Origin of the sequence: Polaromonas sp. CF318, from assembly GCF_000282655.1 — a bacterium.
Taxonomy (GTDB): Bacteria; Pseudomonadota; Gammaproteobacteria; order Burkholderiales; family Burkholderiaceae_C; genus Polaromonas.
The window spans coordinates 1-21,714 of sequence record NZ_AKIV01000064.1 but is presented as its reverse complement, the minus strand read 5'-3'; the positions used below and the strand labels follow the sequence as shown (position 1 = coordinate 21,714).

At 66.9% G+C, this 21,714-nt stretch carries 18 protein-coding genes; 12 read left to right on the top strand and 6 right to left on the bottom strand.

From position 1 onward, the window contains the following. Window positions 1-43 precede the first annotated feature (43 nt). Window positions 44-1,900 carry a hypothetical protein gene (locus PMI15_RS12125; protein ID WP_007868893.1) on the top strand — a complete coding sequence of 619 codons (1,857 nt, stop codon included), beginning with the start codon at window positions 44-46 and terminating at the stop codon, window positions 1,898-1,900. Here the strand turns inward: PMI15_RS12125 and PMI15_RS12120 are convergent. Continuing rightward, window positions 1,852-3,126 (bottom strand): cation:dicarboxylate symporter family transporter, encoded by a 1,275-nt coding sequence (locus tag PMI15_RS12120; protein WP_157214605.1) that lies wholly within the window; start codon window positions 3,124-3,126, stop codon window positions 1,852-1,854. The genes PMI15_RS12125 and PMI15_RS12120 overlap by 49 nt on opposite strands. A gap of 174 nt (window positions 3,127-3,300) precedes the next feature. On the opposite strand from PMI15_RS12120, the gene PMI15_RS12115 reads away from it, so the two are divergent. Then, window positions 3,301-4,233, top strand: a complete 933-nt coding sequence (locus tag PMI15_RS12115) for a LysR family transcriptional regulator (protein WP_007868890.1) — start codon at window positions 3,301-3,303, stop codon at window positions 4,231-4,233. Between the two features lie 95 nt (window positions 4,234-4,328). Next, a complete protein-coding gene (locus PMI15_RS12110) occupies window positions 4,329-5,240 on the top strand; it encodes a LysR family transcriptional regulator (protein WP_007868888.1) in 912 nt (303 codons plus the stop codon). 19 nt (window positions 5,241-5,259) lie between these two features. Here PMI15_RS12110 and PMI15_RS24045 read toward each other — a convergent pair whose 3' ends face one another. Further along, a complete protein-coding gene (locus PMI15_RS24045; protein ID WP_081499604.1) occupies window positions 5,260-5,898 on the bottom strand; it encodes an ornithine cyclodeaminase family protein in 639 nt (212 codons plus the stop codon). After that, on the bottom strand, window positions 5,795-6,208 hold the full coding sequence (locus PMI15_RS24780) for a hypothetical protein (RefSeq protein ID WP_007868884.1): 414 nt from the start codon (window positions 6,206-6,208) through the stop codon (window positions 5,795-5,797). Before PMI15_RS24780 ends, PMI15_RS24045 begins: the two co-directional genes overlap by 104 nt. A gap of 120 nt (window positions 6,209-6,328) precedes the next feature. Here PMI15_RS24780 and PMI15_RS24775 point away from each other — a divergent pair, with 120 nt between their 5' ends. Further along, a complete protein-coding gene (locus PMI15_RS24775) occupies window positions 6,329-6,478 on the top strand; it encodes a hypothetical protein (RefSeq protein ID WP_007868882.1) in 150 nt (49 codons plus the stop codon). Window positions 6,479-6,495: 17 nt separating this feature from the next. Next, window positions 6,496-7,383 (top strand): dienelactone hydrolase family protein, encoded by an 888-nt coding sequence (locus PMI15_RS12100; protein WP_007868880.1) that lies wholly within the window; start codon window positions 6,496-6,498, stop codon window positions 7,381-7,383. Between the two features lie 243 nt (window positions 7,384-7,626). Here PMI15_RS12100 and PMI15_RS12095 read toward each other — a convergent pair whose 3' ends face one another. Further along, a complete protein-coding gene (locus tag PMI15_RS12095; RefSeq protein ID WP_036838713.1) occupies window positions 7,627-7,857 on the bottom strand; it encodes a hypothetical protein in 231 nt (76 codons plus the stop codon). On the opposite strand from PMI15_RS12095, the gene PMI15_RS12090 reads away from it, so the two are divergent. From PMI15_RS12090 to PMI15_RS12065, 6 genes are all read left to right on the top strand, one after another. After that, a complete protein-coding gene (locus tag PMI15_RS12090) occupies window positions 7,858-10,887 on the top strand; it encodes a porin (RefSeq protein WP_051001960.1) in 3,030 nt (1,009 codons plus the stop codon). A 15-nt stretch (window positions 10,888-10,902) separates the two neighbouring features. Continuing rightward, window positions 10,903-14,808: a filamentous hemagglutinin N-terminal domain-containing protein gene (locus tag PMI15_RS12085; protein WP_007868865.1), complete on the top strand. Its 3,906-nt coding sequence runs from the start codon at window positions 10,903-10,905 to the stop codon at window positions 14,806-14,808. Next, window positions 14,795-15,667, top strand: a complete 873-nt coding sequence (locus PMI15_RS12080) for a dienelactone hydrolase family protein (RefSeq protein ID WP_007868864.1) — start codon at window positions 14,795-14,797, stop codon at window positions 15,665-15,667. The genes PMI15_RS12085 and PMI15_RS12080 overlap by 14 nt, the downstream gene beginning before the upstream one ends. Window positions 15,668-15,706: 39 nt before the next feature. Next, the gene (gene ggt, locus PMI15_RS12075) at window positions 15,707-17,473 is read left to right on the top strand and encodes a gamma-glutamyltransferase (protein WP_007868863.1); all 1,767 of its coding nucleotides are present in this window, start codon (window positions 15,707-15,709) and stop codon (window positions 17,471-17,473) included. Between the two features lie 149 nt (window positions 17,474-17,622). Further along, on the top strand, window positions 17,623-18,687 hold the full coding sequence (locus PMI15_RS12070; protein WP_007868862.1) for a 3'-5' exonuclease: 1,065 nt from the start codon (window positions 17,623-17,625) through the stop codon (window positions 18,685-18,687). Window positions 18,688-18,766: 79 nt separating this feature from the next. Beyond that, complete coding sequence (locus PMI15_RS12065; protein WP_007868861.1) at window positions 18,767-19,246, top strand: hypothetical protein; 480 nt, start codon at window positions 18,767-18,769, stop codon at window positions 19,244-19,246. Between the two features lie 49 nt (window positions 19,247-19,295). Here the strand turns inward: PMI15_RS12065 and PMI15_RS12060 are convergent, their stop codons facing one another. After that, window positions 19,296-20,528 (bottom strand): multidrug effflux MFS transporter, encoded by a 1,233-nt coding sequence (locus PMI15_RS12060; protein WP_007868860.1) that lies wholly within the window; start codon window positions 20,526-20,528, stop codon window positions 19,296-19,298. Further along, window positions 20,525-21,373, bottom strand: coding sequence for a 16S rRNA (cytidine(1402)-2'-O)-methyltransferase (gene rsmI, locus PMI15_RS12055; protein WP_007868859.1), 849 nt, complete (start codon window positions 21,371-21,373; stop codon window positions 20,525-20,527). Before rsmI ends, PMI15_RS12060 begins: the two co-directional genes overlap by 4 nt. A gap of 50 nt (window positions 21,374-21,423) precedes the next feature. On the opposite strand from rsmI, the gene PMI15_RS12050 reads away from it, so the two are divergent. Further along, window positions 21,424-21,714, top strand: a 291-nt coding sequence (locus PMI15_RS12050) for a YraN family protein (protein ID WP_007868855.1), incomplete at its 3' end; no start/stop codon positions are given.

The following is a 21,714-nucleotide window of genomic DNA, read 5'->3' as shown; positions in this document are numbered from 1 at the left end:
ATACTGGCGCTGCCCGCCCGGGCCGTTGACGCAAGGGGGTGCCATGGCTGAGGACGTTTTTTCGCTGGAGAACTTCGAATACCTGTGCTACTCGCGGCAGCAGGAGCCGGCCGCTCGCGAGCTGGTCAAGCTCCTGCTGCTCATAGACAGGAACTACGGCAACCTGGACGGCAACTTCGCGCTCAGCCTGTCGGCCGCCATAGGCGCGCAGGAGCGCGACGCGCACGGTCTGACCCGCATCACCAGCGCCATCTCGGCCCTGTTTTCCGACCCGAGCTTTCACGTCACCCCCGGCGGCTTCGGCCAGTTCATCAACTTCCAGCGCTGGCTCTCGGCGCTCTTCGCCGCCAGCGCCTTCGTCCATTGCGACCACATCCTGAAGTCGCTTAACTTCCTGGGCCCCGGCGCGCCGGAGTTTCATGTGAGCGAGCAGAACCTGGTGAAGTTCTGCATCCTGTACTCGCCCGAATCGGAAATTCCGTTGGACGCGGAGCTGCTGTGGCGGCAGAACAAAAAGCTGGCCGCCGCGCTGTTCACGGCCTTGCTCTCGCCGCGTTTTCTGGGCTCACCCGCCGCGCATTCCAAGCGCGAGGCCTTGCTGGCCTGGCTGCCCGATCATCTCGAGGAAATCGAAACACTGGACCTGCTGCCGCTGGGCATCCTGCACGACGTGTACATGCATTGCAGCTACGCCGACCTGCCCGGCCGCCATGAAATCAAGCGCCCCATCAACCGCTTGATCCGCAAGAAGCTGGACGCGCTGGGCCTGGCTCGCGTGCCGCCCGCCTTGACCCCGGCCAGCGCGGACAAGCCGGTCATGCTGGTGCTGCTCGAGTGGTTTTCCGGCGGGCATTCGATTTACCGCACGCATTCCAGGAGCATGGAGGCCGCGCGCCGGCACTTCTACCTGGTGGCCGTCGCCTACCCCGGCAATATCGACGAGCTGGGCCGGGCGGTGTTCGACGAGGTCGTGGATTTCGAGGCGCCCAACGACATGATCGCCTGCCTGCGCCAGCTGCACACGCTGGCCTGCGCCCTCAAGCCCGCCGTGTTCTACATGCCCAGCGTCGGCATGTTTCCCATCACCATGTTCGCGGCCAACCAGCGCCTGGCGCCCGTGCAGGTGGCCGCGCTGGGCCATCCCGCCACCACGCACTCCGACCGCATCGACTACATCAGCGTGGAGGACGACTTTGTCGGCGATCCGGCCTGCTTCAGCGAAACCCTGCTGCGCCTGCCGAAGGACGGGCAGCCTTACCGGCCGTCCGCCATCGAGGTCTCGCTGGCACGGCCGCCGCGGCAGGACTCGCCCGTGGTCAACATCGCCGTGGCCTCGACCACCATGAAGCTCAACCCGAAGTTCCTGCTGGCCTGCCAGAAGATACGCGCCGGCTCGCGCAAGCAGGTGCGCTTTCATTTCCTGATCGGGCAGGCGACCGGCCTGATCTACCCGCAGGTGAGAAGGGTGATACGCCGCTACCTGCCGGACGCCGAGGTCTACGCCCACCAGCCCTATCCGGACTACCTCGCCATCTTCAGCCGCTGCGACATGTTCCTGAGTCCTTTCCCCTTCGGCAACACCAACGGCATCACCGACGCGATGACGGTCGGCCTGCCCGGTGTGTGCAAGACGGGCCCCGAGGTGTTCGAGCATATCGACGAGGCGCTGTTCCGGCGCCTGGGCCTGCCGGACTGGAGCATCGCCGCCAGCGTGGAGGATTACGTCGCGGCCGCCATCCGCATGGCCGACCACTACACGGAGCGGGCCGCGCTATACCGCCGGCTGGAGCGGCCCGAATGCCTGGACGCCTTGTTCCTGGGCCGCTCGGAGTGCCTGGGCGATCGCCTGCATCAGATCTGGTTGGCGGCGGCCGGGAGGTCCTTGCCCGACAGGGCCTGATGCATGGCCTGGCGGTCCAGCGCTTTTTCCCAGGCGCAGACGGCGATACAGGCCACACAATTGCCGATCACGTTGGTGAGGGAACGGCATTTCATCAGCCGCTCCACACCCAGCAGCAAGACCATGCCGGCCAGGGGAATCAGGTTCAGGCTGGCCAGCGTCGCGGCTAGGGCCACGAAGGACGAACCGGCGACGCTGGCGGCGCTCTTGGATGTCAGCATCATGATGCCCAGCAGCGACAGCAGCTGCCAGAACCCCAGGTCGACATGCGCCACCTGTGCCAGGAAGACCGCGGCCATCGCGATGTAAAGAGTGCTGCCGTTCAGGTTGAAGCTGTAGCCGGCCGGCAGCATCAGGCGCACCACCGGTTTGGCGCAGCCCATTTTTTCCAGCTTCTCGACCAGGCCCGGCAGGGCGGCGATCGATGAGCTGGTGAAAAAGACCAGCATCAGCTCTTCCTTCACATAGGCGACCAGGCGGAAGATGTTGCAGCCGGCGGCACGCGCGACCAGGCCCATCACGACGAAGACGAACAAGATGCTGACGAGGTAGATTGCGGCGAGAAAATGCAGCAGTGGCAGCGCCGAGGATATGCCGTAGCGGCCTATCATGAAAGCCACGGCGCCGAAGGCGGCCAGCGGCGCCAGCTTCAGGATCATGCCGACCATGCCGTAGAACACCTGCTGCACGCCTTCTATGAGCTCCAGCAGGCCGCGGCCGCGCTCGCCTACGCGCGCCAGCGCGATGCCCGTCAGCAGCGCCAGCAGCAGGACCTGCAGAATGCTGTTGCCGGTGAAGGCGCTGGTGAATGTCGAGGGAATGATGTCGAGCAAAAAGCCGCTCGCGCTTTGCGTGGCCGGCGCGGGCGCCGCGTGCTGCGCGGCCTCGGCGGTAAAAACCGGGGCGAATCCCTTGCCGGGCGCCAGCAGCAGGGCGCCCACAATGCCCGCCGCCAGCGAAAGCGCCGCCATGGCCTCGAAATAGAAGAAAGCCTTGACGCCCACTTGCGTGGCCTGCAGCCGGTTGCGCATGCCGGCGATGCCTGATACCACCAGGCAAAAAATCAGCACGCCGATCAGCATGCCGACCAGGCGCAGAAAGCCGTCGCTCAAGGGTTTCATCAGTGCGCCGGCTGAAGGGAAGAAGTGCCCCAGCAACATGCCGGCGGCAAAGGCGAGGGCCATCTGCGAGATGGGATGGCGAAGCGTTTTTCTGGTTCTGGTCATCGATCGCCCAGTCTACGGGCGATCTTGCCGCGGGACTTCGCGAGCCGCGCCATACGGTGGATTTTTTAGGATGGACGGTGAGTGTAAAGACGCGCAGGTGTCACCGGCGCGGAGGGTATATACCTAAAATCCGGATGCAGTACTCCTGATATCTTTAAAAGATGGGCTGAGGCGATGGAACTGAGACACCTGCGCTACTTCCTGATGGTTGCCGAGGAGCAGCACTTCACGCGCGCCGCCGAGCGGCTCAACATGCAGCAGCCGCCCCTGAGCCACCAGATCCGGCTGCTGGAAGAAGAACTGGGCTTCGAGTTGTTCCGCCGCCATCCCAAGGGCGCGGCGCTGACGGCCGGCGGCGCCGTGTTTGTCCAGGAGGCCAAGGCCATACTGCGCGGCGTCGAGTTGGCCGCGGCGCGCGCCGCGCGCGCCGCGCAGGGTTTTGAAGGCACGCTGGCCATAGGCTTTACCAGTTCGGCCGCGGCCCATCCCTTGATTCCCGGCATCATCCGCGCCTACCGCGACGCCTATCCCGATGTCCACCTGGATCTCCGGGAAGCCAATGCGGCCGAGCTGACCGAGGGCATAGACAGGGGCACGGTCAATGTCGCGATCTTGCGTTCGCCCGTCAGCCATCCGCGCGGCGTGAGTTTTTTTTCCTTGCTCGAAGAAGAGATGCTGCTGATCCTGCCGGTGGGCCACGCGCTGATCGCGGGCGCCACCAGGGACAAGATGCCGGTCCTCGACCTGAGGTCCCTGGCCGATGAACAGTTCATCCTGGTGCGCAGGCACGGCGCGCCGGGCATGTATTCGGACCTGATCGAGGCTTGCGAACAGGCGGGCTTCACGCTCAAGATCGCCACGGAGGTCGAGCGCATGCTGACCAATATCAGCCTGGTCGCGGCCGGCGCGGGCGTCTCCGTCGTTCCCGCCTCGATGAAGAATTTCCACCGCGAGAGCGTGGTGTACTGCCGCATCCGCAATGCCCGGCCGGCCCTGGTGGCGCCCATCACGCTGGTAAGCCGGGAAGACAGCAACTCCCCGGCCGAAAAGAATTTCCTGGACCTGGCCAAAAGCTTTGCGCAGCAGCACAAGGCCGACGGTATATAAGCACCCGGCACCTCGGCCTCCCGGCCGGTTTCAGTGCAAAATGGGCCGGCGCCGCTGCCCGCGCCTGACACGCCAGCCACCACAACGCCGCCTCCATGAGAACCCGCCACATTGAAGTCCTGCAGGCCATACTGCGCACCGGAACCATCAGCGGCGCGGCGCGGCTGCTGCATGTGTCCCAGCCGGCCGTGACCAAGGCCTTGCAGCATGCGGAGGCGACCGTCGGCTTCGCGCTCTTCAACCGCGAAGGTAAGCGACTGGTGGCGACCCGGGAAACCCATGCCCTGGCCCCTGTCGTCGAGCAGGCCACGGGCGGCCTCGATGCCGTGCGCGAGCTGGCGCGCAACCTCAAGCTGGGCGCCGACAAGGCGGTGCGCGTGGCGGCCGTCGCCTCGCTGGCCAACAGCGTGCTGCCGTCCGCGCTGCTGGCGGCGCGCAAGCAGTTTCCCAAGATGCGCAGCGAGCTCAACACCGGCCACACCGAAGACATGATGCAGAAACTGCTCATGCATGAGGTGGACATGGGCATTGCCTTCGACCCGCCGCTGCATCCTTCGCTGGACTGCGTGGAGATAGGGCACCTGCAGCTGGTGGCGGCCTGCCTCCCTTCGCGGCTGGGCAAGTATGCGCGTAACAAATCCATCTCGGCCGAGGCGCTGGCGAGCATGGAGCTGATCGAGCTCTCGGGCAAGGACCCGCTGGGCCGCATCTATTCGCGCTATGCCAACCGCTTCAACTGGCAGCAGGGCAAGACGGCGGTGCGCACCTACCAGATGGCGGTGCGGCTGGCCGAGCTGGACCAGGGCGTGGCGATTGTGGATTCGGCCAGCGCCAACTTTTTTTCCGACAAGCTCAAGGTCCTGCCGCTGGAGCCGCGTGCCGAGTTCCCGGTCTGCGCGATGTACCTCAAGGCGGCGGCCGTGACCGACATCATGCGCACGCTCACGCAGTGCGTCGGCGACGAACTCAAAAAAGTGCAGGAAGCCACCCTGCAAGCCAGGGCCTGAGGGCGGCGAGCCTGCTTCTCTAGTACTGGCTGGCGGCTGCGGGCTGCGCCATCGCCTGGCTGCGCATGTTTTGCACCACGCGCCTGGCGGCGACCAGGTCGCTCAGGCCCACGCCGACGGCCTTGAAGAGGATGATCTCTTCCGGAGAGCGGCGCCAGGGCTCCCGGCTGCCCAGCAGTTCGGGCAGGTCGCTGATCTGCGAGATGTCCAGGCTTTTGTCGGCCAGCCCGATCACGATCTCGCCGGCCTCCACCAGGCTTTGCGGCTTCCATTCCACAATGACGCGGTCGCTGCGCGCGCGGCTGACCTGGTCGATCTCGGTGCCGCCGGGCAGGCTGGTGCCGACCGCGCAGATGGCCGCGCCGCGCTGCAGCCAGGCGCCGTCAAACAGCGGCTGCTTGGAGCGCGTCACGGTGACAACAAGGTCGGCGCCGGTGACCGCTTCCTGCGGCGACACCTGCCGCACCGCAATGCCGTAACGCGCGCAAAACATTTCGCAGGCCTGCGACACGTCGGCCGTGTCGACGACGGCGATTTCCGAAAAGCCCATGGTTTCATGCAAGGCCTCGAGGTGGGTGCGGCCCTGGATGCCCAGGCCGAAGAGTGCCATTTTTTTCGTGCCCGGCCGGGTGATGTTGTGCGCTGCCCAGGCTGTCATGGCCGCGGTGCGCGCGCGTGATTTCCGCCGCCGGCATCACGTGGTGGTCTTGCCGCGCCAGATCGAAGAGGTTGACCAGGAAGTCGAACTGGCCGTTGAGGCTGGTGTAGGTTTTGTACGCGGCCACGCCGCGGCTTTCCCACAACGCGCCCATGCCGCTGAGCTTCCAGCTGCCGCAGTCTATGCGCTGGCGCGCCTGTATGGCCGCGTCGCCGCTGCGCAGGGATTCAAAGGCCGCGGGCAGGTCCTGCAGGACTTCGCGCCAGCCGACGGTGCGGGTTACGTCTTCATCGGTATAGGTATGGATCATGAAAACTGCTTTCGGAAAGAGGGAGCCGGCTCGGGGTGGAGGTCGGCATTGAGCCGCCATCCTAAGTTGGCAGGCGGGCCCGCCCTCATCACATTTCTGCGAGCCCGATAACCTGAAGTTATGGGCTCCTCTGATGAGGCGGTGCGCACCGTGTCCGGCGCGCGTCCGCAAGCCTTGACGCCGCACGGCTTCGTTTGTCATGATGGCCGCGCCATCGCCATCGCCATCGCCATCGCCATCGCCATCGCCTTTGCGCTGCCCGTTGCCTGAAAGAGTCTTCATTGAACATGACCGCCTCCCGAATTTTTTCGCGCCCTGCGTTCCGTTTTTTTGTTGTGATCGTTCCCTTGCTGCTGGCGGCAAGCCAGCCGGCGCGGGCGCAGAAAGCACAAACCGTGAACTTCGCCAGCGAGGACGGCAAGACCACGCTGGTGGCCTACCAGTACGCGCCCGACACGCCGGGACCGCACCCGGCGGTGGTGATGCTGCACGGGCGCGGCGGCCTGTATTCGACGCTCAAGCAGACTTTTGACGCCGATTCCCTGTCCTCGCGCCATGTGATGTGGGCCAAATTCTGGGTCGAGCGCGGCTATGTGGCCTTGCTGGTGGATTCCTTCGGGCCCCGCGGTTATGCGCGGGGCTTTGAGGCGGGCACCAACGATGGCAGCAGGCCGGCCAGCGTCAATGAAATCACGGTGCGCCCGCTGGACGCCTACGCGGCACTGAAGTTCCTGCGCGCCCAGCCCGGCGTCATCAAGGACCGCGTGTTCCTGCAGGGCTGGTCCAACGGCGGCAGCACGGCGCTGTCCGCGGCCTCCACCACGGCGCCGGGCATTGAGGCACCGACCGAAACCACGGGCTTTCGGGCTTTCCTGAGCATGTATCCGGCCTGCGGGCAGGTCATGCGCAGGTACAGCCAGGCTTACCGCAGCTACGCGCCCATGCTGCTGCTGATAGGCACGGACGATGAAGAGGTCAACCCGGAACGCTGCGCGCGGCTGTCCGAGATCGCCGAGCGCAACGGCAGCGACTGGCAGTTTGTGCTGTATCCCGGCGTCGAGCATTCCTACGACACGCCCACGCGCAAACGCGAATCGGTGCAGGCCAACAAACTGGCGAGCGAGGACAGCAAGCAGCGCGCGCAGGCTTTCTTCGGCAAATTCCTCGCGCGTTAGACCCTTTCTTATCTCCTCTCCCCTGGGAAAGGGTGGGGGCCGACGGCCTTCACGGAGGCACGGCAACATCCACCGCCGCTTGCCCTCGTCCCCGCCTTCTCCCGGAGGGAGAAGGGGTAGCACAGCCTGTTTTCAATCTCCGTAAATCTGCGAAATTTGTGGATGAATTTTTTATCCGCAGATTTCGCAGATTTGCGCAGATAAAACGCAAATACCCTCTCTTCAATCCGCGTCCATTTGCGTTCACCGGCGGATGAATTCCTCTCGGAAGCGCTGCCGACGCACCTCGGCCTCCAGGCGCTGATACATATTTTTCGCCTGGATAAATAACCTTGGGTTATGGATATGGGCGGGTATTTCGAACTGGTCCTGGCGGGCAAATACCCGTCCAATAAGCGGCGGGGAGAACCAGCTTTCAAGCACGGCGCCGGTCCGGCTGAAAGCCTTTGAAAACGACAGATGCAAGCAATCCATGTGAACAGGTCCCGAAGCCGGCCTTTTAAACCCAGCGTCATTGGCGGCTTGCTGGCGCTTTACGGTTATGGCGCTTTCGCGCAGGCACCCGATGCCGGCCGCATGCTGGAGTCCATACGCGAACGCGCGCCGGGCCTTTCAAATCCGGCACCGGCGGACGCGCCGGCCGTGATCGAAAAACCCGCGCAGGAAAATACCGCGCCGTCCGCCGACACCGGCGCGCGGGTGCTGGTGACGCAGTTCACGTTCAGCGGCAACGACTCGATCGACGCGCAAATCCTGGCCGCGGAACTCAACGGCTACACCGGCCGCGAAATCGGATTTGACGCGCTGGCCGAGGCCGCCGCGCGCATCACGCGCTTTTACCGCGAACGCGGCTTCCTCGTGGCGCGCGCCAACCTGCCCGCGCAGGACATCGCGGGCGGCTCCGTCAGGCTGGAAATCCAGGAAGGCCGGCTGGGTGCGGTGAGCGTGGAGCCCGCCAAAAATGTGCGCCTGGACCCGGGCGTGGCGCACCGCTTCATTGCCGGCCTGGCGCCCGGGGCGGTGATACGCGAGGCCGAGATAGAGCGCGCCCTGTTGTTGCTGACGGACCTTCCCGGCATCACGGTCAGGGCGGTGCTGCGCGCGGGCACCCAGCCCGGCACGGCCGACCTGGTGGTGAGGGTCAGCGAAAGCCCGTTGGCGCAGGCGCGTTTTGGTTTCGACAACCAGGGCAACAGCTACACCGGCCGCAACCGCCTGACGGTGGAGCTGTCGGCCAATGACTGGCTGGGCATGGGCGAGGCCTGGAGCGCCAAGGGCATCACCAGCTTCGAAGGGCTGACGGCCCAGACCCTGGGGGTGTCGGCGCCGCTGGGCGGCTCCGGCCTGCGCGCGGGCCTGGCCTACACCAACCTGCTCTACAAAATCGGCCGGGATTTCGCGCCGCTGGATGCCAGCGGCGAGGGCGAAAGCCTCAGCGGCTTCGTGGCCTACCCTTTCATCCGCGGCCGGCAGGCCAACCTCACGGGCCAACTCTCGCTGGAGCAAAAAAACTATATAGACCGCGTCAACCAGGCCGGCCTGGACGTCAGGAAGTCCTCGACCCTGGCCAGGCTGGATCTCTATGGCGACTGGCGCGACGGCGTGAGCGGCAACCCCGCCTTGACCAGCTATTCCCTGGGCCTGACGCGCGGCCGCCTGAGCCGCGACACCATGTCCGATGCGGCTTTCGACGCGCGTTCGGCCATGACCAACGGCCGCTTCAGCAAACTCAACTGGTCGCTCTCGCGCCTGCAGGCGCTGCCGGGCGGCTTCACGCTGCATGCTTCGCTGTCGGGCCAGCAGGCCTCGAAAAATCTCGACTCGTCGGAAGAGTTTTTCCTGGGCGGCCCCAACGGCGTGCGGGCCTACCCGCAAGGCGAGGGTGCGGGCGACGAGGGCTGGCTGTCCCGGCTGGAGCTGCGCCACGGCCTGGGCCGGCTCGGCGGTTTCGGCGTGGAAGGTTTTCTGTTTTACGACGCGGGTCGCGTGCGCATCGACAAAACCCCCTGGGACCCGGCTCAGCTCAGCAATCACAGAAGCCTGCAAGGCGCCGGCCTGGGCCTGGTCTTCACGCGGCCCAAGGCGCTGACCATCAGTGTCGGCGTGGCCTTCAAGCCCGGCAGCACGCCGAGCACCGTGGAAGCCTCGCACAGCCCGACCTTGTGGCTGCAGCTCAGCGGGGCGCCGCAAGCCTTCGCGGGCCTGGGTTCCTCGCTGTCGGACGATGCGGAACTGAGCTCGGACAAGTTTGAGATCTACGGCGGCTTCGGCCTGGAGTTCGAGCAGGTCGCGCGCGACGGCGCGACGCCGGCCGGCCCGCGCGGCGCCACTTTTTCCGCCAGCCCCACGGGCAGGCAGCTGCCTCCCTACCTGCGCATCAGCGACCCTTCGTCCTCGATAGGGGTGCGCGGCGCGCTGGGCCTGGGCGGCGGGCTGGAGGCCTTCTGGCAGGTGGAGGCCGGCGTAGCCTACAAATACGTGCCCAAGACCGGCCCCAGCTCCGAGCGCCCCGAATCCAACGCGGCCACCAGTCTGCAGGATGCGGGCGTGGGCCTGCGCAGCCCCGACTGGGGGGCGGTGCGCTACGGCCAGTGGACCATGCCGTTTCGCGACATGACGGCCAGGTTCGATCCCTTCAATGACTACGGCATAGGCGGCGCGGGCGGCATCATAGGCTCACCGGGCCTGGGCGTGGGTTCGTCCAGCGTGGCCGGCCCGGTGACCGAGGTGGGCGACGCGAACAACGACGACGCGGCCTTCATACGCCGGCAGCCCGGCGTGTGGCAATACGCCACACCGGAATGGAAAGGACTGTCGGCACGCATCGCCTATTCCAACAACGGACGCCGGGCGGCGCCCGACCTGGGCGCGGGTTCGGCCTGGGGTTTCAGCGGCTCCTATGTGAATGGCGCGCTCAAGCTCGGCATCGCCTACGAACAGCACAACCAGTATTTCGGCATCGCCAGCCTGGGCCGCAACAACCGCGGCGTCGGCTCCTCGGCCACGGCGGTGACCCAGGGCACGTCGTCGCGCGACTGGGCCGTGAGCCTGGGCGCCAGCTACACGCTGGGCGCGACGACCTTCTCCATGCTGCTCGACAAGCTTTCGTATGCCGAGTCGGACGTGATTCCCGGCAACACAGTGCTGGACCTGCAAAGCTACCGCCGCCGCGCCAGGCTGTTCGGCGTGACCCACACCCTGGGCGCCTGGGAGCTGCGCGCCAGCGCCGGCCGCGCTTCGCCCGGCAGCTGCGACGTGGTGTCCAACGATCCCGCGCTGCGCAGCTGCTCGACCGCGGGCCTGGGAGCGACCCTGGTCGCGCTGGGCTTTAACCGCACTGTCAGCAAAAACCTGAGCGTCTACGGCACCTATTCGCGAATACGCAACGACGGCTCGGCGAGCTACAACTTCCGCACCGGCGCCGTGTTCGCCTCGGCCGGCAACACGCCCGGTGTGGGCGCGGACGTGACCGGCTACGGCCTTGGTTTCAAGTACAGGTTCTGAGAAAGAGAGTCACGCATGCATGCCGTCCACAGCCGCTCCCCTCGTTCCTTCCGTCCCATCCTGAATTCCGTCATGCTGGCTGTCCTGGCCCTGCAGGCGGGACGGGTGTTTGCCGACGCGCTGCCGGGCAATGCCTTGCCGACCAACGGCCAGGTCGTCGCCGGTTCGGGCGGCATCGCCGCCTCGGGCAATGTGCTGACCGTCAACCAGTTCAGCGACAAGCTCACGGCGCAGTGGGACACTTTTAACATCGGCGCCGCGGCCAAGGTGAATTTCGTGCAGCCCTCGCGCTCGTCCATCGCGCTGAACCGCGTGATGTCCAGCGACGCTTCGCGCATCTACGGCCAGCTCAACGCCAACGGCCAGGTCTTCCTGGTCAATGCCGCGGGCATCCTGTTCGCGCCGGGCTCCAGCATCAACGCCGGTGGGCTGGTGGCCAGCACGCTGGATATTTCCAACGCCGACTTCGCGGCGGGCAATATGCGCTTCACCAGGGGCTCCGGTGCCACCGGCCAGGTGCTCAACCAGGGCACGCTCACGGCCGGCGAGGGCGGCTACATCGCGCTGATAGGCCCGCAGGTCGCCAATGAGGGCAGCATCAGCGCGCAGCGCGGCACGGTGGCCCTGGGCGCGGGCAGTGCCGTCACACTGGACATGCACGGCGACGGGCTGCTCAACCTGCAGGTGGACGGCGCCGCGCTGGCGGCGCTGGCGTCCAACAGCGGCGCCATCCAGGCGGACGGCGGGCTGGTGGTGCTGGCCGCGCGCGGCGGCGGTGACCCGCTGGCCACCGTGCTCAACAACAGCGGCACGGTGCAGGCCAGGAGCCTGACAAACAGGAGCGGCGTGATACGACTGGAAGGCGGCGACAGCGGCGTGGTCGCCGTCAGCGGCACGCTGGACGCCTCGGGCTACGGCGCCGGCCAGACCGGCGGAACCGTCAAGGTGCTGGGCGACAAGGTCGGGCTGTTCGCCGGCGCGCGGGTTGATGCCTCGGGCGATGCGGGCGGCGGCACCACGCTGCTGGGTGGCAACTGGCAGGGCTCGGGCAGCGAGCAGCGCGCCCGCGCAACGTTCATCGATGCCGACGCGCAGATCAAGGCCGATGCCGTGAGCACCGGCAACGGCGGCAAGGTCGTGGCCTGGTCCGACGAGAGCACGCGCTACTACGGCAGCATCAGCGCCAAGGGCGGTGCCGTGAGTGGCCAGGGCGGCAATGCCGAGGTGTCGGGCGTCAACTTCCTCGATTACGCAGGCACGGCTGACCTCACTGCGGCGCATGGCAGCGCGGGCTCGCTGCTGCTGGACCCGACCAACATCACGATCTCGACCGGCGCCAACACCGCGACCTGGAACGGCAGCAACACCTTCACCGGCTCGGGCGCTTCGTCCATCCTCAACACCACCACGCTGGTCACCCAGCTGGGCAGCGCCAATGTGACCGTGAGCACGGCCAGCGCAGGTGCCTCGCTGGGCGACATCACGGTCAGCAACGCCATCGCCTACAACGGCGCGACGGACCGCACCCTGACCCTGCTGGCCAACCGCGACATCAACGTCAATGCCAACATCACGTCCGGGACGGCGAAACTCAATGTGGTGCTGAATTCCGCCTCGGCGGGCGGCGCCACCGTCGGCTCCGTGTCCGTGGGCTCGGGCGCGCAGATCGTGAGCAACGGCGGCAACATCACCATAGGCGGCGGTGCCGACCCAACCACCGGCTATGCCACGGGCGGCGGCGTCACCACCACAGGCTTTCGCATGGTGGGCGGCGGCAGCCTGCTGAGCAGCGGCGCCGGCAACATCCTGATCAATGCCAAGGGCGCGACCGGCCAGGCCTTCTCCATGGGCACCAGCGCCAACACCATCCAGAGTACCAGCGGCAACATCACCATCAATGCCCGCAATGCCGACGCCACGGCCTTCGGCATGAACAGCGGCACCAACATCATCCAGGCCACCGGCACGGGCAACATCACGATCAGTGCCGAGTCCACCGGCAACGCGCTGGGCATGACCATGGGCTCCAGCGGCAACAACACGATACGCGTCGCGGACGGCGTGCTCAGCATCAACGCCAAGTCGACGGGCTCCAGCAGCGCGCTGGCCATAGGCTCGGGCACCAACACCCTGCAGGCCACCGGCAGCGGCAGCCTGGCGCTGAGCGGCAACTCAAGCGGTTCCGGCAACGCCGTGTCCATGATCACCGGCACCAACCTCATGCGCACGGCGGGCGGCAGCATCACCATCAGCGGCACGGCCACGGGCAGCGGCAGCGCCATCGTGCTGGGCGACGGCGCCGCCCAGGCCAAGGTCGAAGCCACGGGCGCGGGCAACATCACGCTCACGGCCAACCGCCCGGTGGCGCTGAACCTGGCGACGCTCAGCTCCGCGGGCGGCAACATCGCCGTGTCCGGAACGGGCGCGGGCGCGACGCAGGGCATCGCGCTGACGGGCGGCAGCAAAATCCTGACCTCGGGCGCGGGCGGCATCACGCTCACGGCGGCCAACACCGGCGGCAGCGCCTTGCTGATGGGCTCGGGCAACAACCTGGTCGCGGCCTCGGGCTCGGGCAACGTCACGCTCGACGTGCAGTCCAGCAACGCGGGCTCCGGTTCGGGCCTGACCATGGGCAGCGGCGGCACCAATGCCATACGCACGGCCGAGGGCACGCTGAGCATCAATGCCCGCTCCGCAGGCAGCAGCAGCGCGCTGGCCCTGGGCTCGGGCAGCAACACGCTGGAGGCGACTGGCGCGGGGCAGGTGGTGCTGGCCGGCGCTGCCACGGGTGCGGGCAACGGCATCTCGCTGGCTGGCGGCACCAACCAGGTCAAGACCGCCGGCGGCAATCTCTCCATGACCGGCAGCAGTACGAATGGCGGTGACGGCATCACCTTCGGCTCGCTGAACAACTCGGTGCTCTCGCAGGGCGGGAACATCAGCCTGAGCGGCTACAGTACGCGCGGCGTGGGCATGTCCATGGCCACCGGCACCAACCTGGTACAGGCCGGCGGGCAGGGCAACCTCAGTGTCAACGCGCAGTCGGATGCCACGGGATCCGGTTCGGGCCTGGGCATGGGCACCAGCGGCAACAACACCTTGCGCACGGCGGACGGCGTGCTGACCGTTAATGCGCAATCGGCCGGCAGCAGCAGCGCGCTGGCGCTGGGCTCGGGCACCAACCTGATTGAATCCACCGGCAGCGGGCAGCTCGTGCTGGCCGGCAAGGCTGTCGGGTCGGGCAATGGCATTTCGCTGGCGGCCGGCGGCACCAACACGGTCCGCAGCGCGGGCGGTGACCTGTCGGCCACCGGAACGGCCCTGGGCAGCGGCGACGGCATCAACATGGCCAGCGGCAAAAACAGCTGGCTCACGCAGACCGGCACCATCACGCTGTCCGGCATCGCGGCGGGCTCGGGCACCGGCATTGCCATCCGGCCCAGCACCGACGTGGCGACGATTGAAGCCACGGGCGCCGGCAACATCAGCTTCAAGACCGACAGCTACGACAGCACGCCGACGTCCACCGGCACAGGCTCGGTGCGCATCGCGAGTGCCGGCGGTGTGCTGGCCATCGAACAGCTGACGCCGGGCGCGGCCATCGGCATAGGCGAGGGCGCGACGGGGCAGCTCAACTGGAGCGGCGCGGAAATCGGCCAGGTCGCCGCCGGCTTTTCCTCGGTGCGCATAGGCAATATGCTTTCCGGCGCCATCGACATGCGGCCGCCGTCTTTCCTCGCTCCTGTCGTACTGCCGGTGCGCTCCAACGACGCGGCGCGCCAGCAGGCCGCCATCGTCGCTTCCACGCAGGGTGAAGCGCCCGAGTCGGCCGCGGCCCACGAGCCCAATGAGAGCACGTTGGCCCTGCGCGGCGAAGAGCCTAATCTGCTGAAGGTGGAGGGCTTTGATGACATACGTTAAACCATGGCGCCTCGCCACATCGGCCGCACTGGCCTGCAGCCTGGCCTTGCCCTGCCTGGCGCAGGAGAAAGTGCAGTTCCCCAGCCTGGACCGCTGGCAGGGCAGCGAGCGGTTGGTGCTGGACGCTTACCTCTACAAGCCCGAGGCGCAGGGCCGCTTTGTCGCGCTGGTGATGTTCCACGGCTGCGCCGGGGCCCTGGGCAAAAACGGGCTCATCACCCAGCGCTTTCGCGACACCGCCAAACTGCTGAACGGCATGGGCTATGGCGTTTTGCTGGTGGACAGCTTCAACCCGCGCGGCGAGCGGCAGATCTGCACCGTCAATCCCAAGGCCAGGGCTATCCAGGAAGAGCATCGCTGGCTGGATGCCTATGGCGTGATCGAATATCTCAACACGCGGGCCGACGTGGTGCCCGGAAAGATAGGCGCGATCGGTTTCTCGCACGGCGGCACGGCGGCCGTGCAGGTGATGAATGCCGAGCTGCCGGTGAAAAAACAGGGCGCGCCCGGCTTTGCCGCGGCTATCGCCATGTACCCCGGCTGTGCCTCCACGCTGGCGGCCAGGCCCGACTATGTGGCTTATGCGCCGCTGCTCATCCTGGCCGGCGAACTCGACGACTGGACGCCGGCCCGCTACTGCCAGAAGCTGGCCGAACGCAGCAAAGGACGCGGCCAACCCGTGGACATCGAAATTTATCCCGACGCTTATCACGGCTTTGACGAGCTGAGCCCCGTCAAGCTGCGCGAAGACGTGGTGCGCAGCGGCAAGCCCGTGCACGTGGGAGGCAACCCCGCCGCGCGCGTCGCCGCCCACGCGAGGATTCGCGAATTTTTCGCCAGACACCTGCCGGCCCAGTGAACCGGCGCCTAGACCCCCTCCATCACACAAGGAAAAAAGATGCGTTTACACACAGCGGCCCGCGTTTTGGCGCGGCTGGGTTTTGTTGTCTTCATGTCGCACGCTGCGGTGCATGCGCAGCTGCTGCCGGTGCCGGCCCAGGACGTCGCGCCCGAACCCTCCTCGGGCTATACCGAGAAGAAGGCCGTCACGGCCAAAAAATTCATGATCGCCACGGCCAACCCGCATGCGACACGCGCCGGCCAGGAGATGCTCAAGGCCGGCGGCAGCGCGGTGGATGCGGCCATCGCCGCCGCCCTCATGCTGAACCTGACCGAGCCGCAATCCTCGGGCATAGGCGGCGGCGCCTTCATAGTGAGCTACGACGCGGCGCAGAAGTTGCTGAACGCCTATGACGGCCGCGAAAAAGCGCCGGCCTCGGCCAGGGGCGACCGCTTCCTTGATGCCAAGGGCAAGCCCCTGCCGCTCAGGGATGCCATCAACTCCGGCAAGTCCGTGGGCGTGCCCGGCCTGCTGCGTGTGATGGAGCTCGCGCACCAGAAGCACGGCAAGCTGCCCTGGGCCAGATTGTTTGAACCCACCATACGCCTGGCCGAAAACGGCTTTGCGGTGTCTGAGCGGCTGCACCACGTGATCAAGCTCGACAAGACGCTGCGCGCCAACGCGAATGCGCGCGCTTATTTTTACGACGCGGCCGGCGAGCCGCTGGCGGTCGGCGCCACGCTGAAAAACCCGGCCTTCGCGGCGGTGCTCAGGCGCGTCGCCAAGGAGGGCCCGGATGCTTTCTACAAAGGCGAGATCGCCCGCGACATTTCCGCCGCCGTGAACGGCCAGGCCCAGCCCGGAGACATGACGCCGCAGGACATCGCTGCTTACCAGGCCCGGGAGCGCGCCGTGCTGTGCGGCCATTACCGCGCCTACAAGGTTTGCGGCATGCCACCGCCGTCGTCGGGCGGCATCGCGGTACTGGCCATGCTGGGCGCGCTGGAGCGTTTCCCGATGTCCGGCGTGCGGCCCAATTCCACCGAGGCTGTGCACCTGTTTTCCGAAGCCGGCCGCCTGGCCTATGCCGACCGCGACTACTACGTGGGTGATCCCGATTTCGTGAACGTACCGGCGACGGCGCTGGTCTCGCCCGAGTACCTCAAGACCCGCAGCGCGCTGATACGCACCGACGCCAGCATGAAGCGCGCCGCGCCGGGCGTGCCGGCCGGTGTCAAGATGGCCTGGGCGCCCGACGAGGATTCGGAGATACCGGCGACCAGCCATATCTCGGTCATAGACAGCAGCGGCAACGCGGTGTCCATGACGACGACGATTGAGGCGGTGTTCGGCAGCCACATCATGGTGCACGGCTTTTTGCTGAACAACCAGATGACGGACTTCGCGCTCGCGCCCGAAGAGAACGGCCTGCCGGTGGCCAACCGCATCGAGGGCGGCAAGCGGCCGCGCAGCACCATGTCGCCCACGCTGGTGTTCGATGCCGACGGCAGGCTCAAGATGACGGTGGGCTCGCCGGGCGGCAGCGCCATCATCAATTACGTGGCCAAGACCCTGGTGGGCGTGCTGGACTGGGGCCTGGACGTGCAGCAGGCGATTTCGCTGCCGAACATGGGAAGCCGCAACCGCGCCACCGAGGTCGAACTGGGCAGCGAGCTGGAAAAGCTGTCCGGCCCCTTGAAGGCGCTGGGCCACGAGGTGCAGGCCATCGAATTCACCAGCGGCCTGCAGGGCATTGTGGTGACACCCCAGGGCCTGGTCGGCGGCGCCGATCCGCGGCGCGAGGGTTTTGTGCTGGGGGAATAGGGGAATAGCGAGCCTGCGGCCGGCTTGCAAAACCTGGGGCCCGATGGGGCCGGCTATCTGCGAAGATAGCGAGCTTTATTCCAAGCAAACCCAGGAGCAAGCATGCAAGACGGTATCCCCACTGAGAGGCTTCAGGCTTTGGTGCGCGCATGACGGCGGGCGGGCAACTGGGTTTCGGTTTTGACGAGGGCCTGCTTGCGATGGCCGCCGAGGCCGCTGCCGCCAAGCTGCGCAAGCCCAAGGCGGCGAAGACGCCCAAGCCCGTGGCGCCTGAAGCTGCGGCACTTCCTCCCGCCGCGACGGGCGACAGCCCCGAGGCCATGGCCCTGGCGCTGGAGAAGCATCCCGACTATCGCGTGCTCAGGCGGCTGGTGCCGGCCGTGGAATTTCCGCAGGCGCCGCAGGGGCCTGTGGCCCATGTGGTGATCCTGGACACGGAAACCACGGGGCTGGACGCCTCGCGTGACCAGATCATGGAACTGGCGCTGCTGCGCATACAGGTCGACACGCAGACCGGCCTGGCCACGGGCCCGGTCCAGGTCTACGACGGGCTGCGCGACCCGGGCATGCCGGTGCCGAAAATCGCGCGCGAGATCACCGGCATCACCGACGGGATGCTGGCGGGCCAGCAACTGGACATGGCACGCGTGGGCAGCCTGCTGGAAGGCGCGGACCTTGTCATCGCGCACAACGCGGGTTTTGACCGTCCCTTTGTCGAAGGCCTGATTCCGCAGGCGCAGGCGCTGAACTGGGCCTGCTCCTTCGCCGATATCGACTGGACGGCGGCAGGCCACAGCTCGGCCAAGCTCAGCTACCTGGCTTCCGAACTCGGCTGGTTTTACGATGCGCACCGCGCGGAGATGGACTGCCATGCGCTGCTGGCGGTGCTGATGGCCGAGCTGCCGGGCCAGGGGGTTAACGGCCTGGTGCAGCTGCTGTCCTCGGCCCGCCTGCCCAGCTACCGCCTGCAGGCCACGGGCGCGCCTTTCGCGGCCAAGGAGGTGCTCAAAAGCCGCGGCTACCGCTGGGACAGCGCCGCCAAGGTCTGGCATACACGGCTGGGCGGCGACGTCGCGCTGCAGGCCGAATGTGAATGGCTGCAGCAGTCGGTCTACGGCGGGCGCGCCGCGCGGCTGGCGTGGGAACGCTACGACGCGACGAGCCGCTACTCGGGCCGCGCGGGCACGCCGGGCTGGGCGCAGCTGAACAGCTAGTCCATTCCAGTTCGCCGGGAACATTTCGTATGCCGGCGATGTCAGACAAACCCAGGGATGAATCCAGGAGCTACCCTTTATGACTATGGTTAAAACCGTTTCCGCAGCGGCCCTTGCCGCTTTCCTGGCCGTGGGCTGCGCCGTCGGCGTGCAGCCCGGCATGTCGCGCGAGCAGGTCCTCGCGAGCTATGGAACGCCCACGCGCACGGTGGCGCTGGCCTCGGGCACGCGTCTGCAGTATTCCCTTCAGCCTGCGGGCCAAGCGGCCATCATGGTCGATCTCGATGCGGCGGGTAAAGTGGTGAGCGCCAGGCAGGTCCTGAACCCGCAGGACTTCTCCAGGATAGAAGTTGGCAAATGGACGCGCGCGGACGTGGAGCGCGAGTTCGGTCCTCCCGCGAAGGTCGACGGTGTGGCCTCCTGGTCGGGCGACATCATGACCTATCGCTGGCGGGACGGCGTCCAGGACATGTTCTTTTTTGTCTACCTGGATGCCGGCAGGGTGGTGCAGCGTGTCGGCCAGGGCATGGAATTTCCGGTCAGGATAAACGACCGCTGACGTGCCTTCCTCTCTTACTCCCCCTCCCAGAGGGAGTAGGTGCAAAACATCAGTCGCGCGAGGCGACGCGGCCTATCTCGGGCCAGCGGTGGTGCAAATACATCCAGGCCGTGAGCCCTATGCACATCATGCCCAGCGACACCGCGGCCAGCGCGGGCGTGGAATGCATGACCAGCGGCGCGACGATACCGGCCACGATGCCGTTGGCGGTCGAGCCGATAAAGGCCTGCAGCGACGACGCCATGCCGCGCCGCTCGGGATACAGGTCCAGCACCAGCAGCGTGACCACCGGCACCATCAGCGCCCAGCCGAAGGCGAACACCGCGATCGGGAATAGCGCCCAGGAGGCGTGCGGCGTGAAGAGCAGGTTGGCCGTGAGGTTGAGCAGCGAGGTCAGCAGCATGATGACGAAGCCATGGCGTATCTGCTGCTTGGGCGCGATCTTGCCGGCCAGCCGGCCGCTGAGCCAGGCGCCGGACATGATGCCGGAAATGGTGAGCAGAAAAAACCAGAAGAACTCGGTGGGCTGCAGCGCCAGGTGGTCCCCCAGAAACGCGGGCGCCGACAGCACGTATAAAAACATGCCGTTGAAGGGCACGCCGCTGGCCAGCGCCAGCAGCAAGAAGCGCGGGCTGGAGCCCAGCTGCCAGTAGCCGCGCATCAGGTGCCGCACTTCAAACGGCTGGCGGTCCAGCGGCGGCAGCGTCTCGGGCAGGAAGCGGAAGTTGGTCGTCCAGAGCACCACGCCCACACCGGTGAGAAACCAGAAGATGCTGTGCCAGCCCAGGTGCACAAACAGCCAGCCGCCGACGATGGGCGCCAGCGCGGGTGCCACGCCGAAATAGATCGTGACCTGGCTCATGACCTGTTGGGCCTGCGCCGGCGGGTACATGTCGCGTATCACGGCGCGCGAGACCACGATGCCGGCGCCCGTCGACAGGCCCTGCACGGCCCGGAAGAAGACCAGCTGGCCTATGCTTTGCGACAGCGCGCAGCCGGCCGAGGCCAGGGTGAACAGCGCGATGCCCCAGAGCACCACCGGCCGGCGGCCGAAACTATCGGCCAGCGCGCCGTGGAACAGGTTCATGAAGGCAAAGCCGAACAGGTAGGCCGACAGCGTCTGCTGCATCTGCACCGGCGAGGCGCCCAGCGACTGCGCGATGCCGGAAAACGCCGGGATGTAGGTGTCGATGGAAAACGGCCCCAGCATGCCGAGGATGGCCAGCAGGGCGGCAAGTGTCCAGCGCGGGGCGCGCCAAAGCTGGTCGGCATTGGGGTTCATGCGTTTTTGAGTTTGAGGGCGGTTTCGTAGAGTTCGTTGCGGCCCAGGCCGGTGATGTCGGCGGCCAGTTTCACGGCGGTCTTGAGCGGCAGTTCGGCCAGCAGCAGCTGCAGCACCCGCGTGCCGTCCTCGGCGCTCTCGGGCGTGGAAGAGGGGTGCAGCACCAGGGCGAACTCGCCGCGTGTGCGCTGCGGCCCCGCGGCCAGCCAGGCTGCGAAGTCCTGCGCCGGCACAGTCGCGATTTCCTCGAACTGCTTGGTCAGCTCGCGGCCCACGGTCACGAGGCGGCCCTGCAGCACGGCCATGGCGCGTGCCAGCGCCTCGATGCGATGCGGCGCTTCAAGAATGACGATGGCCCGCGCATCGGCCTGCAGCGCCGCGATAGCCTGGTCGCGTTCGCCGGCCTTGCTCGGCAGGAAACCGGCAAACACAAAACCGGTTTCGCCGCCCGGGCTGGCCAGCCCGGCCGCGCTGAGCACCGTGGTGACGCTGCTGGCGCCGGGCAGGGGCATGACGGTGAGGCCGGCCGCGCGTACCGCGGCAACCAGGCGCGCGCCGGGGTCGCTCACGGCGGGCGTGCCGGCATCGCTGACGTAGGCCACGCGCTCGCCGCGCTGCAGGCGCTCAATCACCAGGTTCGCGGCCTGCGCTTCGTTGTGCTCATGCACCGCGAGCAGCGGCTTGTCGATGCCGTACTGGCGCAGCAGGGGCTGGGAGTGGCGCTTGTCCTCGCAGGCGATCGCGTCCACCAGCTGCAGCACCTGCAGCGCGCGCAGGCTGATGTCGGCCAGGTTGCCTATGGGCGTGGCCACGACATACAGCGCGCTTTCCGGATAATGCTGCATGCCCGCCGCGGCGCGCGCCGCATCCAGGGCCAGGTCGAAAGAAGCGTTCAATGTGGTTTTCCAGAAAGGTTTCCAAGGTCCCGCCGGTGGGCGCGGCCCCCGAGGCGCGGCCCGTGCCCGGTCAGGTTACCACCAAGTCGCGCGGCGATGCCGCGGAATCCGCCGCGCGCGCCTACCTGCAGCGGGCGGGACTGCGTTTTGTGGAGGCCAATTATCGGACGCCCGGACGCGGCGGCGGCGAGATCGACCTGGTGATGCGCGCCCCCGATGGCACGCTGGTGTTCGTGGAGGTGCGGCAACGGGCGGGCGACTCGCATGGCGGCGCGGCGGCCAGCATCAGC